Below are 16,333 nucleotides of genomic sequence, written 5' to 3'. Positions count from 1 at the left end.
CCCATCGACGGCCGGCCCAGCAGCCATGCCCAACGCCGCGAGACGGCAACGCGTCGCGCGCCGGTCAGACGGTCAACGTGTCGTAGGTGTAGGCGCTCGAGATATTCAGGACCTGGGCCGACGTGACCGACGGTCCGAATGGCGACGCGAGCGGATCGTTGAGCCGCTGGCCGGCGGGCCCGCCGGGCGTCGTGCTGGTTGGCAGGTAATTGCGCCCGTTCCTGACCATCCAGGCCTCCCAGATCCGATCCTCGTTGCAGTGATTCAGGTAAAAGACCGGATCGTTCGGTGACGAGGCCGGCAGCATGTCACCGCCCACCCAGATGTGTACCAGGTTGTGCAGATCGTTCGGGGGATTCCAGCCTTCGACCCGGTTGCGGAATCCCGTGGAGTTCCGGTTCCAGGGCGCGGCGTCGTAGGGAAGCGTTGCCAGCGCCGCCGCGGTCGAGGCTTTCTTGGGCAGTGACGGGTTCGGCATCCCTTGCACCCCTGCACCTCGTGTCCGCTGCAGCGGGCGGTTGACCTGGACGAGCATGCCGGCGTTGTTCGACGCGAGTCGAATGGGAAAAGCGACGAGTGTATAGGGGCCCGGCGCAGACGACGCGGTGCCCATGCAGTTGTTACTCCAGACCGGAGCCGAGAGTTGCGCGGCGTTGGACAGCTGGCCGTCTGCGGCCCAATCCCAGTACGGCAGGCCGAAATTCGGATCGTTGAGCGCCTGCTGCATCAACTGCTCGAGCGTACGGAGCATCATCCGGTGCCAGGGCAGGAAGATGGGCCTCGAGTGTGCGACGCCCATGACGGCACTGTGCCAGGCGACGAACCGATCCCAGGTACTGACCTGGCGGTTCGGGCCCGGAATGCCGAGCGTCGACGTGGTGACGCCCGTGAACTGGGCCTTGAGTGCCAGCGTGCCCTGGACGTACTTCTGGCGCGAGGCGGCGTCGGTAACGATGTTCTTTCGAACGGCCATGGTCCGCCCTCCTACCGGCGCGCGCGTGTCGCCGAACGCCGCGGCTTTCTTGTCGTCGTCTTGGTCCGCGTCGGTGCGGCCTTCTTCCGCGGGCGAGGTCTCGCCGCGATCATGCCGTGGTCGTGGTCGCCGCCATGCTCGTGAGCGCCAGGCCCGTGATCCTCGCCGTGACCGCCGCCACCACTGAAGTCGTCGACGAACGTGTCGATGACGGCCTTCATGAGCTCGATGGCGGAGTCGAACCCGACGTTCGGCATGCCGTGGTAGTGCACGCTCCCGTCGTTGGTCACGCCCAGCGCGGCCGTGAACGGCTTCCCGTCGATCGTGATCTTGTAGGTCGTGGTGATGACGATGTGGTGGCCCTTGTGGTCGGCTTCACGAACCGAGTCCATGTCGCCGTGCGCGTGCATGTCGGTGAGCAGTTTCTTGAAGTACTCCGCGTTCTTCTGCGCCTGCACGAGGCTGGCGTCTGCCGTGATCTCGCCGGTTTTCGACAGCGCTGGCCTCCTCGGCCTGGCGTCGGATGCGCTTTTTCGAGCCATGCAGTTCCCCCCTCCTGATTACAAACGCTAGACCGCCGCGAACCGGACATCGCCGCAACGCGGCGTTGGTGCATGGCTCGATCTGGAGAGGCACTCCCCCAACCCACGGCTCGTCGCCGAGTGATCGCAGACGACTCGGGCCTGCCAAGCGCGGTCATCCGATTCAGGGCGCCACACGCAAGGCTCGCCTCAACTGACCGGCCACCACCACTACGGGCCCGAAGGCCATCGCCAATGATGGGCTTGTAGCGGAAGAAGGCGTTCTCGATTGCCGCATCCGGAATCCAGACCGTCAAGGTCACAGTTGCGACTCACCCACCGCGCACCGTTCGTAGCCTCGGCTCAGCCGAGGGCGGCAATACGAAAGATGCGCTCAGCGTTCTTGTACGCAATCTTTTCCCTGTCAGTCTCGGACATTGGTGCCGACTCGATGAACGCCACTGCGGGACCCGTCGGCTGGAACGGGTAGTCAATGGCCCACATGATGTTATCCGCCCCGATTCTGTCGATGCAGTATCGAAGTGCCAGCGGATCGTCAACACCGCTGGTCGTGATCGCGAAGTTCCGCTGGAAGTATCCCGGCCAGTCGATCGTTTGCGACCATGGCGAGCGACGAGCCGGTATCGGCGTCGAACATCTGTACGCCCGGCGCAGTCAGCGACAGCAACTGGACATCAACGCCATGGCGATCCATGTCCTCGAGTCGCTGTGTCTCGAGATCGAGCAACTCTGGCAAGAAGCGCGGTTGGGTTCCTGTCGGTGCGTTGTCGATCGCTGTCAGCAACGGGAGATCGAGATTGGTTCCGCCGGCACGGGCTACGTCACGAAGGGCACTGGCGATTTCGGGAAAAGTGCACGCTTCTTCCGTAGCGATCTTGCGAAGCTTGCTTTTCGTTCGATGGGAGTCACCTTGTGCGGAATGTGCTTGGCCGAACCTTCCACGTGCGACCTCGATCCCCAGCATGGACAGATTGGCAAGAACAGTTCTGCGACGCATGATGTACCGCTTTTCCCAAAGGGCACCATCTGAGCACAAAGTTGGAGGCCGCAATCCTACTATGCGACTTGGACGAGCGCAGGGCCACCGCGCGCCCATCGACGCGGCCCCAGCAGCCATGCACCAACGCCGCGCGCGGGCCTGGGCGCCATCGTATCCACCCTTCAGAAGGTGTCTACGAAACCGGATCACACCCACTGCGCCACACGGCCGCACCGATCGTCGACGCGGCGCTCAGCGCGTCGCCCACAGCTCGTAGCGGAACTCGGACCACGGCCCACCGACGGCCCGAACTTCAATCTCGAGCGAGGTCCGTCCCCCGGTCAATGACGACGGGAGGAGGAAGTCGTCATCGGCCCAGCGCCTGTCCGGGTTGATCGCCAACGAGGACCAGCGCCCGGCCAGGCGGCCGTCGACCCACAGCTCTGCCTCCTGGGGGCGCGCCTGATCGCGGAGCCGACGTAGTCGCAGGGCGCCGTGGCCCACTGGAGCCGTCATGGTGAAGCGTGACCGCCCGATGACGTCACGCCCGCGATCGCTGACCTCACGGTTGCCGTGCCGCGCCTCGAAGCGCGACGTCAGCGCGCGCACGACGCTGGCCGACGTCGCGGTGTAGCGATGGGCGGCCTCGTCGGCCGGCTCGCCCACGTCGAACGCGTCCACCATCGTGGCCGGCTCCGGCCGTTCGTAGTAGAAGGCGACGCTCGAGTACATGGCCGGCACACCATTGTCGACGCCGTGCTCGGTCACGACCGTCAGCTCCGACTGATACGGAATACCCGTGGGGAAGAAGCGATAGACGGTGGTGGCGGCGTTCCACTGGAAGTCCACCTGCGTCAGCCCGGTCGTCTTCGGCTCGCCGTGCATCGGCAACGAATACGGGTTCATCAGCCACTCGTTGGACCAGCCGCCCAGGTACTCGTCCTCATGACCGGTGCCCTGCAGGGCCGGATGACGGCGGCCGTCGATGTAGATCCGCAGGTCACCTTCCCACCAGCGCTTGACCTCGGGCCGCAGCGGCTGGACAGTCATCACCTGCCCGACATAGTTGCCGCGGCCTTTGGTCTCGAGGAGCGTGTAATCGCGGCCGTCCGTCGTCGGCCATTCGCGCTGATACCGCGCGTGGAAGACTCCGGCATGGTCGCGGGTGTAGCCCATGTCGGCAGGCGGCGTGGCGTCGATCTCCCAGCGCAGCGTGGGTGACGGCCCCGGGCCCTCGTTGACGATCTCGATCCGGGCCGACGTCCAGAACGGCATCGGCAGGTAGCAGTAGTAGCGTCCCGACGGGCTCATGCCGATCGGCACAGCGCGCACGTCCGCCTCTCCGAGTCCGGAGCCGAAGAAGCTGCCGAACGGCGCGTCGATCGCGGGCGTGGTGACGCCGTCCCAGTACGCGCGGAGACGCAGATGATCGAGCTGGTACGCGGTCAGCGGAAACAGGGGCTGGAGCGTGAGTGCGGTGATGACGCCCGGCCCGTCGATCGATGCGAGCGTGGCCTGCTGCGGCACCATTGCGCCGTCTGGCGTGAGCGGTGCGGCGAGTTGCACGGCGCCAGCGCGGCGAACGGTCGATGGATAGGTACGGGGCCGCGTGCCTGGTCGCGTCCACATGTTGGCCACGTCCGACGCATCCTCGCGGCCCGTCCACGAGGTGACCGGTCGATCCGCGGCATACAGCTTGTACGCGACGTTGTAGAACCCGGCCCGGCGCTCGGTCGTGATGCGCAGCCGCCTGGCGAAAGGCAGCGGCAGTTGCAGCACGTGCCCGCCCGTCGACGTGAAGGGACCGTAGACGAAGGGCGCGACGAACGGCTGACGGCTGCCCGCAAATAGTTCGTCGGCTCCAATGTCGAGCCGCGGGCTCTCCTCGTCGTCGAAGTACAGGCGGAGGCGGCCCCAGTCGAGGCCGCCCCAGCCGTCCACGCGGCTTGTGAACCAGAGCGTATACACGCAACCCGGTCCGCGCGCATCGAAGATCACATGCTCACCGCGGGCATCCAACGCCAGCGCCGAGTACGTGCCCTTGAAGCCGTCGTCGTTGCCACCGGTGCGGTCATAGCTCGACGCGTACAGGAACTGCGCGTCGTCTTCGACGAGCGGCAGGCGATCGAAGGCGGCAATTGCGGGCAGGCCGACCGGCGCCGCGGCTGGAGATTGAGCGAACGACGCGAGCGCCGAGGCTAGCAGCACAGCACCAATGAGATATGCGCGAGTCACGGCGCGCTCATTATGCCGTGTGTCTACAGCACCAGGTCGCCTGATCTTCACTCCTGTTCGGATCCATCGTCCTCGTGAATCGTGCGCGCAACCAGCTTGAACTCGGGGTGGCGCGTGTGGAACGTGCGAAGACCGTCCATCCCCGGCAGTCGCGCTACTCACGCCATCGTAACTTCCTGTCGAGCCTCGTCCCAGCGCCAGTTCGGCGTTGACGGATCGATCCGCACGCCGCCGAGCCACCGTGGGGGAGGTCGCAAGGAGAGCCAGTCGGTCACGCCCTGGAGCACCTCACGGCCAGTCTGGGTAATGGCAAGGCGATCGCTGAACGGACCCGCCGGATCGATCACCGACCGTTCGTAGACGGCCGGGTGGCCACGTGCCATTTGGTCGAGGATGTGCAGAAACATCGTGTCGCCGAGAAAAGGCATCGGCTCCAGTTTCCCCTGGGACACTCGCCACAGGTCGCCAACGCTGGCGGGCTCCCTGGCCAATATCTGTAAGAGCAAGGATTGCGTCAGGCTGAGGCCGTTCACCGACGACGGAAGCTCCTGCAGGTGGCGATGCACGGCCGGTGCGAGATGCGGCAGTGCCGGCGTTCGCGTGCGAGCGATGGCCGCAAGGGCGCGGGGATCCCCCGATGTCAACGCCGCCCACGCTGCGGCGCCGACTGACAGCCGTTCAGCATCGATGACTTCGCGCCGATTCCAGAGCAGCCACATCGCTTCGGGCGGGAGTTGGCCGAGTCCGATGAAACGCTGTGAGCCGGGAAAGTGGTTTACTGCGATCAGCTCGAGGACACTCGGCGGCCCCGTTCGCGCGTAATGTGCGAGGCAGCGGATGAGCGAGAGTTGGTCGTGGCTGTCATGCTCGGTCCAGATGACTACGCGCGGATAGCTCTTGGCGGATGCCGCGAGCCGACGGTCTGCGTCCGTGAGCTCCGCGAGAAATGCGTCGTAACCTACATCGCGGACAGTACCGGTATCGGCGTGAAAGCGCGCGCGCTGTGCAATCCAGTCTGGTGCGTCCGTCACGGGCCCGACGGGGAACGAGTCCCACACGGCGAGGAAGTCACCGCTGAATCTCGCCGCCTCGAGCGCTCCTTTGATGTCCGATCCGCAGCGAACGTGCAGCGTCGGCATGTCGGCGTCAACGGCGGGGCCAGGCTGAGTGATCGCCTCACGCGCAGCGGCCTGCGCCATCACATGAGTTCGGAGGTCACGCCACGCCCTGAACCCGAGCTCACGCGCGATCGCAAACTGTGCATCCGCGAGTTTGATCGTCGCGGCATCTGGCCCCGGGAGTGCGACAGCGTCAGCGAGACGCCGGCGCGCCGCCGCATCGCCCGCGCGGACCGCGCGGAGCAGATCCTTCGCGCGCTTACGTTGCTGTTCCAGATTGAGCCGGAAGGAGGCGTACGGATCGGACGTGCCGGGCATGTGGAATCCCCTTTCACGTGCCTGCGCCCGCACCAGGCTGAAAGAGGACGATGGATCGCGATGTGCGAATCGATCGTGGTCGTGGGCGCAGCCCTTTCCGCGGACGTGGATGCTCCGACCGAGCGCGTTCATTCTGCGCCGGGAGATCGTCGCGGTCAATCGCGGCGTTGGTGCATGGCTCGAGAGTGGACCGCAGTCCCCCGACCCACCGACTCGTCACCGACTGATCGCACACGACTCAGGCCTGTCAAGCTCGGTCATCCGATTCAGGACCCGGCACGCAAGGCTCGCCTCGACGTCTCGACCACCGGCGCTACGGGCGCGAAGGCCGTCGCCAATGATGGTCTTGTAGCGGAAGAAGGCGTTCTCCACCGGGCCTGCCGATGGTAGTCCGAGACCTTCTTCCACTGGCGCCGTTCGAGTGCTTCCACGTCGGTGATCGCGGCGCGCCTGATCATGGAGCGCCCTGAACGAGACGAAGATCGATGGGATCGCTGACAAGCACAGCGCGCGCCACTCACAATTTCAAGGGCGGTCCAACATTCACGATGCCATACAGCCGGTGCGCTAGTTCCTTGTCCTCCGGCGAGCCATTGCCGAAGTACTGGCCCCGCTTCTCGAGCTCACGAAAGAACTGCTCGATACGCCCCGCGGGTGTGAATCCAATGAGGATCCGCCCCGGCCCCGCGCCGTCATAGACAAACGCATGCGGAACCCGTCGCGGGCCGAGAATCGAATCGCCTGGCCCCAGCCGGAACCGCTGCTCGCCGATCTCGACGACGTATTCTCCGGCGAGGCAATAGAACCACTCGTCCTGCTCTTCGTGGTAGTGCCTTGGTGGGCCGGAGCCACGCCGCTCGATGGGCTGCTCGGTCATGAAGAGCGCGCCACCGCTCTCCTGGGTCGCGACCTTGACGTGAATCCTGTCGCCGCCCGGCAGCGTGATGATGTCGTCCAACCGGCCGGCTCCGGCGGCCACCTTCACAACGGGCGGACTCGACGTCTGGTCGACTGGCGCCATCCCCGCGAGCGGAAACCCGGCGAGCGCTTCGACGAACCCGCGGCGCCCAAGATCAACGCTCACCATGCCGACCTCCAAGGACGGTTCGCTCGCATGCGCTATTCTCCCTCACGAACCAATCCGGCGCTTCGTTCCCGTTTCCCTTGGAGAAGTGCATGCATGCCTTCGCCGGTCCACACGGCTTAGCCTTCAACACGACCGCGACAGGCGCAGGCGAACGGGGACTCGCTCGCAGGTTCCTTACGGCGCGCTGCGGCGAAGTCTGGCGGAGCGGACCGGCGCCAGTTGGAACCAAGTGACCAGCTGGCTGCGTTCGGTCGACTGCCTGAGAAGAGTCGTACAAGTCGCCTAGATCGGCGCTGCCGTCCCTAGCTGAGCGCGACACCCTTGCCGTCCTGGTCGGCGGCACCACGACGTGCGCGTGGCGCGCGCTCGCCCGCCAATATCCCACTCGATAGCGCGTCGTGTAGGTGGGATGCACCCGCGACTTCATCGCACGATCATGACGCGGAGGCCGCCGGCACGCCACCGGACACACGCCGTGGGACGAGCGGAGCGCCAAGAGCCGCGCATCAAAGCCGCGTCGCGCCTCTACGCCGGCGCTCACTACTCCACATCGCGATGTAGAGGTCGGTGGGCGACTCGCCTGGCCGCGCCTTCCGGTACGTGGCGTACACGGTGTCACTTCCTTCTCAGTCCACGAATGGTCGTACTCTACCCGCAACGCCGACGTTCCCATGCTTCAGGCCGTCGCTCCCGTCAAGCAGCGAATAAGAGCCCGGGCGCCGCTTGGGAGAGTCGGCACGCCGGCGTTCGAGCAGCCGCTGGCCGTCCAGTGTTTCGCGCCTGTCGTGACAAACACGCCCGAGGGTCTATGAAGAGACGCTTGTCTTGTGTCTGCGTGGTCGGCTGGCTGGTCACGGGGGTGGGCACCGCCGCCGCCCAGTTCCAGGCGCCCCAGGTCTTCGACAAGGCGCCGGCCGCACTCTGGGTCTTCCCGCCAGGCGCAGCCGGCAACGAGTTCGGCGTCTTCCACTTCCGCCGGGTGTTCGAACTCGACGCCAGGCCGTCGACCTTCGTGGTCCACGTGTCTGCCGACAACCGCTACCGCTTGTTCGTGAACGGCGAACCCGTGTCGTCGGGACCGCAACGTTCCGACCTGATGCACTGGCGTTACGAGACCGTGGACCTGGCGCCACGACTTCGAGCGGGCCGCAATGTCCTCGCCGCCGTCGTATGGAACTGGGGCGACGAGAAACCTGTCGCCCAGTTCAGTCGCCAGACCGCTTTCCTGTTGCAGGGGAACAGCCCACGCGAGGCCATCGTGAACTCAGGCCCCGAGTGGAAGGTCCTGCGCAACGAGGGTTACACGTGGATCCCGGTGCCAGGCCCTGCGATCGGCGGCTACTACGCGGCACCGCCGGGCGAGGCCATCGACGCACGGCGTTATCCGTGGGGATGGGAACACCCCGACTACCCTCAGGATGACTGGGTGGCGGCGCAAGCCGGCAGAGGCGCGCGCGCCAGGCGCACCCAACTCCGAGCCGGGAACCCCTTCGGCGAGGCAGGCGGCTGGCAACTCGTGCCACGCTCGATTCCCCCGATGGAGGAGTCCCCGGTCCAGTTCGCCAGCGTGCGCCGAACCGAGGGCGTCCAGGCCAATGCCGGCTTCCTGCAGGGCAAGAGCGAACTGATCGTGCCGTCACGGTCGCGGGCAGTGCTCCTGCTGGACCAGGGACACCTGACCAACGCGTTCCCGGTGCTCGAGACGAGCGGCGGCGCCGGCAGTACCGTCGCGCTCGTGTACGCCGAGGCCCTCAAGGACGCGAAAGGCAACAAGGGGAACCGAAACGGGATCGAGGGCAAGACGATCGCCGGCGTTCGTGACGAGTTCCGACCCGACGGTGGGAATCGTCGTCGATTCCAGACACTGTGGTTCAGGACCTACCGCTATGTGCAGCTCGAGATCACAACGGGGGAAGAGCCTCTCCGTGTCCACGACCTGCACGGCATCTTCGTGGGCTATCCGTTCGAGCTGGCAGCCCAGTTCTCCAGCGATCTCGCCTGGCTTGCCGACATGTGGGCGATCAACTGGCGCGGCGCCCGGCTCTGCGCCTGGGAAACCTACTTCGACACGCCGTACTACGAACAACTGCAGTACGTCGGGGACACGCGCATCCAGGCGCTGATCACGCTCTACATGAGCAACGACGACCGCCTCGTGCGCCAGGCCATCGAGCACTTCGACTTCTCGCGGATTCCCGAGGGGATCACCGCCAGCCGCTACCCCTCCGATCTGGGTCAGTACATTCCGACGTTCTCGCCGATCTGGGTCGCGATGGTGCACGACTTCTGGATGCACCGCGACGCGCCCGATTACGTGCGCGGATTCCTGCCGGGAACGAGGTCGGTCCTTGCCTGGTTCGAACGACAGGTCGACGACACGGGCCTGCTCGGTCCGATCTCCTGGTGGCCCTACGTCGATTGGGCCAAGGAGTGGGGCCGCGGTGTTCCGCCCGGTGGCTCGGAGGGGCACTCGACGGTGATCTCGCTGCAATTCGTCTACGCCCTCGATCGCGCCGCCGAGTTGGAGCAGGCGCTGGGCGTGCCCGGGCTGGCCGACCATTACCGCAGCCTCGCTCGGAAGGTCCGCGACGCCGTGCGCCAGCGATCGTGGGATCAGGCCAAGGGGCTGTTCCGGGACACGCCGGGTGGCACCACGTACAGCCAGCAGGCGAACGTCATGGCCGTGCTCACTGACGCCGTGGCGGCTGGCGACCAGGCCGCGCTCATGGAGCGCGTGCTGTCGGACACGACGCTCACGCAATCGACCTACTACTTCAGCTACTACCAGTTCGAGGCGCTCAGGAAGGCGGGACTCGGTGACCGTTACGTCGAGCAACTCGTGCCCTGGCGCGGGATGCTGGACCTCGGCCTGACCACGGTTCCCGAGACGCCAGAACCGACGCGCTCCGACTCGCACGCATGGAGCGCGCACCCCAACTATGGCCTCCTGGCCACTGTCGTCGGTGTACGGCCGGCGGAGCCCGGATTCAAGAGAGTGCGCATCGAGCCCCACCTCGGCCCACTGCAGCGCGTCGAGGGACGCGTGCCCCATCCTGCTGGGACAATCTCCGTGACGCTGGCCCGGACCGCGGGTGGTGGTCTGCGCGGTGAGGTGACCCTCCCGCAGGGGCTCGAGGGTGTCTTTGCATGGAACGGAAAGCAGATCGCCATGCGGCCCGGTCGGCAGACGGTGTCGTTCTGAGATTCGGTCCGGGTGTCGGCCATAGGAGCACACGGTGAAACTCCAAGCCATGGCGAGGGCACGTGCCGGACATGTTTCCGTCGTCGGTGTCCGCGGCCGCGAACGACTACCGAACCGCGGCACGTGCTCATTGCGCTGAGCGAGGAAACTCATATATGAAGCCGTTGGCGGCCCCAGTCCTTTGCACCGGCAGCGTCCTGCCATGAGCGCCCACATCTCAGTCAAGACAGAGTGAACAACATGCCGAAATTCGTCATCGAACGCGACCTGTCGCCCGGCCAGGTACCATCGGACGACCAGATTCGCGAGGATTCGCTCAAGTCGTTGCAGGTGCTACGGGAGTTGGGCCCGGAGACACAGTGGATCCAGGGTTACGTCACCGACGACAAGATCTACTGCATCTACTACGCACCGGATGAGTCACTGGTGCTGGAGCACGCCCGACGTGGCGGCTTCCGGGCTGATCGTGTGACGGCGGTAAGACGCCTGCTCGATCCGACGAATTTTCAGTAGGTGGCGGTCCTGGCACCCGGCGCCCGTCCAAGGCCAACGCAACCAGCGCCTCCAGAGAGAGCAGCGCGCCGGCGTCCCAGGCGCATCTCGCCGCGCGTTCGTCGATCCGCGTCCACGCCCGCGAGACGGCGTCATCGCGCAGCTTGCTGATGCGCGTCTTCACGGACGGCAGGTTGCTGGCACGGCGCATGGCTGCCGTCGCCCCGGCCATCGTCACGGCCCGCACCGGATCGTCTTCGAGAACGCTCAGCAGCGCACATCCCTCGAGCGCCTGGATGATGCCTCGGCGATGCTGCAGCGCGTGGAGAAGGCGCAGTGCCTCGGCAAAGGCCGCCGACGCGGCAGCGCGATCGGCCTGCTCGCACGCGAGATATCCGAGGTCGAGGCAGCACCTCGCGATTCCCCACTCGTGGCCCAGCCGCTGAAACAACGCAAGACCCCGCTCGTAGGCTTCTTTTGCCTCCTCCAAATCGCCCGCATGGTGGGCGATCTCGCCGAGTTGGTGGAACGCCCAGCCCGCGCCGTTCGAGTCATCGATCCTGGCAAAAGTCCGGGCCGCCTCATGCAGCACTGCCGCGGCCGCGGAGCGTTGCTCCAGATCGGCGAGCACCCGCGCGAGATTGCTCAGTGCCGCAGCGATCCGCCACGCGTCGTCCATGTGCCGGCTGGCGGCCAGAGCCTGCTCGAACCATGACCGCGCGGCGACATGATTTCCCAGACCACGCTCGGCAAACCCCAGTCCAGTGAGGCCGTTGATCACGCCCTTCGGGTCGTCCAGTACCCGAGAGACTTCCAGCGCCGCATGGTGCAGGGCTCGCGTCGACTCGAAGTCGCCCTGCACGGCAGCCAGCCCAGCGGCATAGACCGCCGCGTTCACCCAGGTCCGGGATTGACGCGCTTGGGGGTTGCCTAGCCGGAGGATCGCCGCCAACTGCGCCCGTCCCTCGGAGAGGTGATCCGGTCGGTCCCAGAGCGCGTGGAGCGCCACGCCGAGCCGCTGCGCCCACTCGGCATGGTCCCCGGCGATGAGAAACGCAAGGGCTGCACGAAAGTTCTCCCGCTCGAGGGTGCACAGCTCGAGCCAGCCGCTACGTTCCTCGTCCGTGATCGCGGCGTGGCCTTCCTCGGCGAGGACGAGGCAATACGCGGCGTGGGCGCGCCTCACCACAGCCTCCTCACCGCTGCCGGCAAGCAGCTCGAGCCCGTACTCGCGGATTGTCTCGAGCGAGGTGAACCGAGGCTCACCGCGTTGACGCAGCTCGCGCAGCTGGCTCCGGGCGATCAGCGACGAGACGCCAACCATGGCGTCCACTCCCAGGTCGTGCGCCGCATTGCACACGGCCTCGACGCCCTCCAGCGTGCAACCACCGGCGAAGACCGAGATCCGGCGAAACAACCGCTGCTCGGCGGGAGCGAGCAGGTCGTAACTCCAGTCGAGGGCATTGCGCAGCGTCTGCTGCCGCGACGGCACGTCCCGATAGCCGCTCTGGGGGAGATCCAGCCGGTTGCGCAACCGCGCCAGCATGACAAGCGGCGGAAGGGTGGTGATGTGCGCGGCCGCCAGTTCGATGCCGAGGGGAAGCCCATCGAGGCGACAGCAGATTTCCGCGATGGCAGACGCATTCGCGGCAGTAAACGAGAAGTCGTGGTCTGCAGCCTTCGCGCGGACGAGGAAGAGCGCAATCGCCGGTACGTCGCGCAAGGCGTCGAGCGTGCTGGGACGAGCAGGGTCGGGAAGCGCCAGGGGCGAGACGCGGTAATCGTGCTCGCCGTACAGCCGCAGAACGGTCCGGCTGGTGGCGAGCACATGCAGATGCGGCGTCGAATCCAGGAGCGCCACGATGAGGTCCGCCGCGCTGAGCAGGTGCTCCAGATTGTCGAGAACGAGCAGGGTCCGCCGATGGAGGGTCAGTCGTGCGTGGGCGGAGAGTACATCTGCCATCGGCCGGTCGTCGGTGCCCTCGAAACCGAGAACGTCTGCCAGCGTGGAGCCGACACCCGCGTGGTCCTTGACTCCCGCGAGACCCACGAACGACACGCCCCCCGGAAAGGCGTCCGTCGCGTCCAGGGCAGCCTCTATCGCCAGCCTCGTCTTCCCGCATCCACCGGCCCCGCTCAACGTCAGCAGCCGCACGTCGTCTCTGCGCAGCAACTGCCTGAGGGTGGCCGGGTCGTGATGGCGTCCGATCAGCGCGGAGCGAGGGATCGGCACCGGAAACGCCGTGCGCTGCGCTCGACGGGCGGGCGGCACGTCCTCAAAGGCGTTCGTCAAAGCGGGACGTGGAAGTTGGCAAGCGCGCGAAAGCTCGACACCACATCAGCCGCGAACCTGTAGCCGTACCGGGACACCGTTTCGATCCATTGGGTCGGTTCGCTTCGAAGGGCCTTCCGCAGTGCCGAGATCTGGAACGCGAGGTTGCTTTCTTCCACGAAGGCTTCGGACCATAGCGCAGCCATCAGCTCCTGCTTCGACAAGGCGCGGCCGGGGTTGCTCACCAGCAGGTGCAACAGGTCGAAGGTCTTCGGCTGAAGCGCCACTGGGCGGTTCTCGTGCGTCAGCGTGCGCTGAGAGACGTCCAAGCGGAACGGGCCGAACGCGTAAACGCTGCTCACGGGACCAGGCATGGATCGCGCCGCGTCAATTATGGGCCGGCTAAGGAATTGCTATGGGCCAGCAAAGGACGTGGCCGTTGGCAGCCACGTAGAGTGGGTGCTGCCACTCTTCCCGCGCGCCGGTCCAAGCTCGTGCGATCTGCGTCCAGTTTCGACGCCACTCGCGCCGCTTCGCGACCGGCGCATGTCGAGGCGCGAGCGTCTCCTCTGTGGGAGGCAAGGCGTTGGGCTGGCACTGGCCGGAACCACAGCGACGTGCAGCCTCCGCACTGTACTCGAATCGATCAAGCCGCAAATCGATGTGACCAAGCAATGACGTGTGTCAAGACCCGCGAGGGTATGTGGGGGGAATCATGAAGAAGCAACTGGCCGTGAACATCGGACTGGGCGTATCGCTTCTCGGGTTGTCGCCGGGCACGACCGCCGCCGCCGATGCGGTAGTCACGTGGAATGAGAACGCCGCGAAGGCCGCGACCGCGGCGTGTCTACACGTGAGCGGGAATGGCCTCGCCGAGTCCCGCATGTATGCGATGGTGCACGGCGCGGTCCACGACGCGCTGAATGCCATCGATCGCCGCGCGCGCCCCTACGCCTTCGACGCGAACGTGAAGGGACCCGTGTCGGTGGATGCGGCCGTGGCCGCGGCTGCACGGGACGTGCTCGTGTCGGTCATCGCGAAATTGCCCGAATCGCCGGCGTGTGTGGCGAGCGGAATTGTGGAGGCCAACGCCCTGTATGCGGCCGCGGTCATGCCCATACCCAGCGGACCGGCCAAGACAGCGGGCCTCGCCGTGGGGCAAGCCGCGGCGGCGGCCATTGTCACCTTGCGAGCCGGCGATGGATCCGAGACGACGACGTGGCTCGATTTCGGCTATCCCCAGGGCACTGAACCCGGTGCGTGGCGCTTCACGCCCGACGGTCCGCCCTTGGCGTTCGCGTCCAACTACGGCCAGGTGACGCCGTTCGTGCTGGCGCACAGCGGGCAGTTCTGGCCTGGGCCGCCGCACCCACTACGCAGCCAGGAGTACGCGGACGATTACAACGAGATCAAGCTGATTGGCGGTGACGACATCACCACACCGAGTACACGAAGCGCGGACCAGACCGAAATCGGGGTGTTCTGGATCGAGAGTTCGCCGTTGGCGTGGAATCGCCTCGCGCGCGCGGTGTCGGCCGACCGAGGTTTCGATCTGTGGGAGAACGCACGACTGTTCGGGTTGTTGAATATGGCCATGGCGGACGGGTACATCGCGTCATGGGAAGTCAAGTATCACTACAGCTTCTGGCGCCCGATCACGGCGATCCGCGAAGGCGATGATGACGGCAATCCAGCGACGCAGGGCGACTCGACCTGGACACCTCTGCAACCGACTTACCCGATACCCGATCATGATTCGGGGCACGCGGTGCAGGGCGGCGTGGCAGCAGAGATCCTGAAACAAGTCTTCGGCACCGACGATGTGTCGTTCACGGCGTGCAGCACGACGGTGGGTCCTGGCAGCACGTGCACGGACGCGACGCCAGTGATCCGCTCGTACTCGAGCTTTTCGCAGGCCGCGGACGAGAACGCGGTGTCTCGGATCTACATCGGCATTCACTTCCGAAAGGCAGTCGAGACAGGCGTGCACCACGGACGAAGGATCGCCGCGTACGCCGTTCACCAATTCATGAAGCCGGTGCGGTAGGTATTCAGTTGGGGTGTTCCCAGTCGCCACCGTCACAGCCGCGTAGAGGCGGGTCCCTTAGAACCGCCTCGATCAAATCGGCGGTATCACCGTCGATTGAGGGTTGTTCAGTGATCGGACTCATCCGTGCGGCGCGAGAAGCCGCATCTTCCGCGGCGTTCACTTCCGAGGTCGCGCCGTCAGCCGGAAGAATCGCGCCGCGTTCTCACACAAGATGGCTCGCTTCTGTCCGTCGCTGAGGACCGTGGTCGATGTGATGCCGTCGATGCTCGGTCCCAGGGCACCTGGTCCGGCCTCGTCCGAACCGAACATCAATCGATCGCCCACGTTCGCGCGAATCCGGCTGCGTAAGTAGTCGTGGAACTGCTCTCGTGGACAGAGGCGTTCGCGTCACTGATCTTCGACAGATCGGCTTAGACATGCGGGTAACGGCGCATGATCCTCTCTTGTCGCGATTTTGGTTCGAAGGAGTTCGATAGTGACCGATACTCCCGCGCAACTGATAGACCAACGGTCATCTGCCAGTCCGGTCCGTTGTGAGGTTGTGCGAAATGTGTATGCAAGTCTTTCGGACAACCATCTTCAGGCCACAAGGGGCCTCGCACGCCCGACCGTTCGCGTCCGTGGCTCCACGTCGCTACCCAGCGCGCAGTAGAGCATGACCCGCTCGAGAACGACCCACCGGGTCTCGCTGCTGAAATACGTACAGGTCCTGGCCTGACGCGCGATCGCTCTTGCCGTTCTGGATCCACACCATCGACCAGTCGAAACGCGCAACCGCTGTATCGCCCCGTCGGTCGACGGCATGCCTCGATTCCACGTACTCAGTGATATCCGATCTCGTCATGAAGTCGGCGTAGCTCTTGACGAGGGCGTCCCGTCCGCGAGCGAGTTCGACCAGACCAGGTCCGCGCATGACAACCTGCTCGTCGAAGCACGCGGCTAGGTCCGTGAAGCGACGCTCGCGCCATGCCGCATTCATGGCATCGAGTGCTCGGCCGAATCTCGTCGGTTTCATCGCCCATGGCGCGCCGAATTCCAGTACCGGACACGAGACCGCCTGCTGAT

The 16,333-nt window shown here is 65.6% G+C and carries 12 protein-coding genes and 1 pseudogene; 4 read left to right on the top strand and 9 right to left on the bottom strand.

The annotated features are described in order from the left end of the window. Positions 1-64: 64 nt before the first annotated feature. The 3 genes from LuPra_RS12780 to LuPra_RS33190 form a co-directional block, all read right to left on the bottom strand. The gene (locus LuPra_RS12780; protein ID WP_110171103.1) at positions 65-973 is read right to left on the bottom strand and encodes a tyrosinase family protein; all 909 of its coding nucleotides are present in this window, start codon (positions 971-973) and stop codon (positions 65-67) included. An 11-nt stretch (positions 974-984) separates the two neighbouring features. After that, positions 985-1,515 (bottom strand): hypothetical protein, encoded by a 531-nt coding sequence (locus tag LuPra_RS12775; protein WP_110171102.1) that lies wholly within the window; start codon positions 1,513-1,515, stop codon positions 985-987. Between the two features lie 342 nt (positions 1,516-1,857). Continuing rightward, positions 1,858-2,016, bottom strand: coding sequence for an amidohydrolase family protein (locus tag LuPra_RS33190; RefSeq protein ID WP_335340793.1), 159 nt, complete (start codon positions 2,014-2,016; stop codon positions 1,858-1,860). Here LuPra_RS33190 and LuPra_RS33185 point away from each other — a divergent pair. Then, positions 1,988-2,545, top strand: a complete 558-nt coding sequence (locus LuPra_RS33185; protein WP_234800863.1) for a hypothetical protein — start codon at positions 1,988-1,990, stop codon at positions 2,543-2,545. The two genes, LuPra_RS33190 and LuPra_RS33185, sit on opposite strands and share 29 nt — an antisense overlap. 201 nt (positions 2,546-2,746) lie before the next feature. Here the strand turns inward: LuPra_RS33185 and LuPra_RS12765 are convergent, their stop codons facing one another. The 3 genes from LuPra_RS12765 to LuPra_RS12755 form a co-directional block, all read right to left on the bottom strand. Next, positions 2,747-4,729: a glycoside hydrolase family 172 protein gene (locus LuPra_RS12765; protein WP_157899094.1), complete on the bottom strand. Its 1,983-nt coding sequence runs from the start codon at positions 4,727-4,729 to the stop codon at positions 2,747-2,749. 158 nt (positions 4,730-4,887) lie between these two features. Continuing rightward, on the bottom strand, positions 4,888-6,165 hold the full coding sequence (locus tag LuPra_RS12760) for a DUF1835 domain-containing protein (RefSeq protein WP_157899093.1): 1,278 nt from the start codon (positions 6,163-6,165) through the stop codon (positions 4,888-4,890). Positions 6,166-6,682: 517 nt separating this feature from the next. Then, positions 6,683-7,252 (bottom strand): cupin domain-containing protein, encoded by a 570-nt coding sequence (locus LuPra_RS12755; RefSeq protein WP_110171099.1) that lies wholly within the window; start codon positions 7,250-7,252, stop codon positions 6,683-6,685. Positions 7,253-8,072: 820 nt separating this feature from the next. Between LuPra_RS12755 and LuPra_RS12750 the strand changes: the two genes are divergently transcribed. Both LuPra_RS12750 and LuPra_RS34450 read left to right on the top strand, forming a co-directional pair. After that, the gene (locus LuPra_RS12750; protein WP_162271370.1) at positions 8,073-10,454 is read left to right on the top strand and encodes an alpha-L-rhamnosidase-related protein; all 2,382 of its coding nucleotides are present in this window, start codon (positions 8,073-8,075) and stop codon (positions 10,452-10,454) included. A 240-nt stretch (positions 10,455-10,694) separates the two neighbouring features. Next, positions 10,695-10,874: pseudogene (locus LuPra_RS34450) on the top strand (nickel-binding protein); the annotation flags it as partial. On the opposite strand, the gene LuPra_RS12740 reads toward LuPra_RS34450, so the two are convergent. Next, positions 10,831-13,179: an ATP-binding protein gene (locus LuPra_RS12740; protein ID WP_418001414.1), complete on the bottom strand. Its 2,349-nt coding sequence runs from the start codon at positions 13,177-13,179 to the stop codon at positions 10,831-10,833. The pseudogene LuPra_RS34450 and the gene LuPra_RS12740 sit on opposite strands and share 44 nt — an antisense overlap. Positions 13,180-13,235: 56 nt before the next feature. Continuing rightward, positions 13,236-13,592 (bottom strand): winged helix-turn-helix domain-containing protein, encoded by a 357-nt coding sequence (locus LuPra_RS12735; protein ID WP_110171096.1) that lies wholly within the window; start codon positions 13,590-13,592, stop codon positions 13,236-13,238. 341 nt (positions 13,593-13,933) lie between these two features. On the opposite strand from LuPra_RS12735, the gene LuPra_RS12730 reads away from it, so the two are divergent. Beyond that, positions 13,934-15,265 carry a vanadium-dependent haloperoxidase gene (locus LuPra_RS12730; protein ID WP_157899092.1) on the top strand — a complete coding sequence of 444 codons (1,332 nt, stop codon included), beginning with the start codon at positions 13,934-13,936 and terminating at the stop codon, positions 15,263-15,265. 637 nt (positions 15,266-15,902) lie between these two features. On the opposite strand, the gene LuPra_RS34445 is transcribed toward LuPra_RS12730, so the two are convergent. Next, positions 15,903-16,247 carry a nuclear transport factor 2 family protein gene (locus LuPra_RS34445; RefSeq protein ID WP_162271368.1) on the bottom strand — a complete coding sequence of 115 codons (345 nt, stop codon included), beginning with the start codon at positions 16,245-16,247 and terminating at the stop codon, positions 15,903-15,905. Positions 16,248-16,333 lie beyond the last annotated feature (86 nt).

Source organism: Luteitalea pratensis, assembly GCF_001618865.1.
GTDB lineage: Bacteria > Acidobacteriota > Vicinamibacteria > Vicinamibacterales > Vicinamibacteraceae > Luteitalea > Luteitalea pratensis.
Note: the sequence above shows the minus strand (reverse complement) of the source record. Positions and strands in the feature narration are given on the sequence as shown.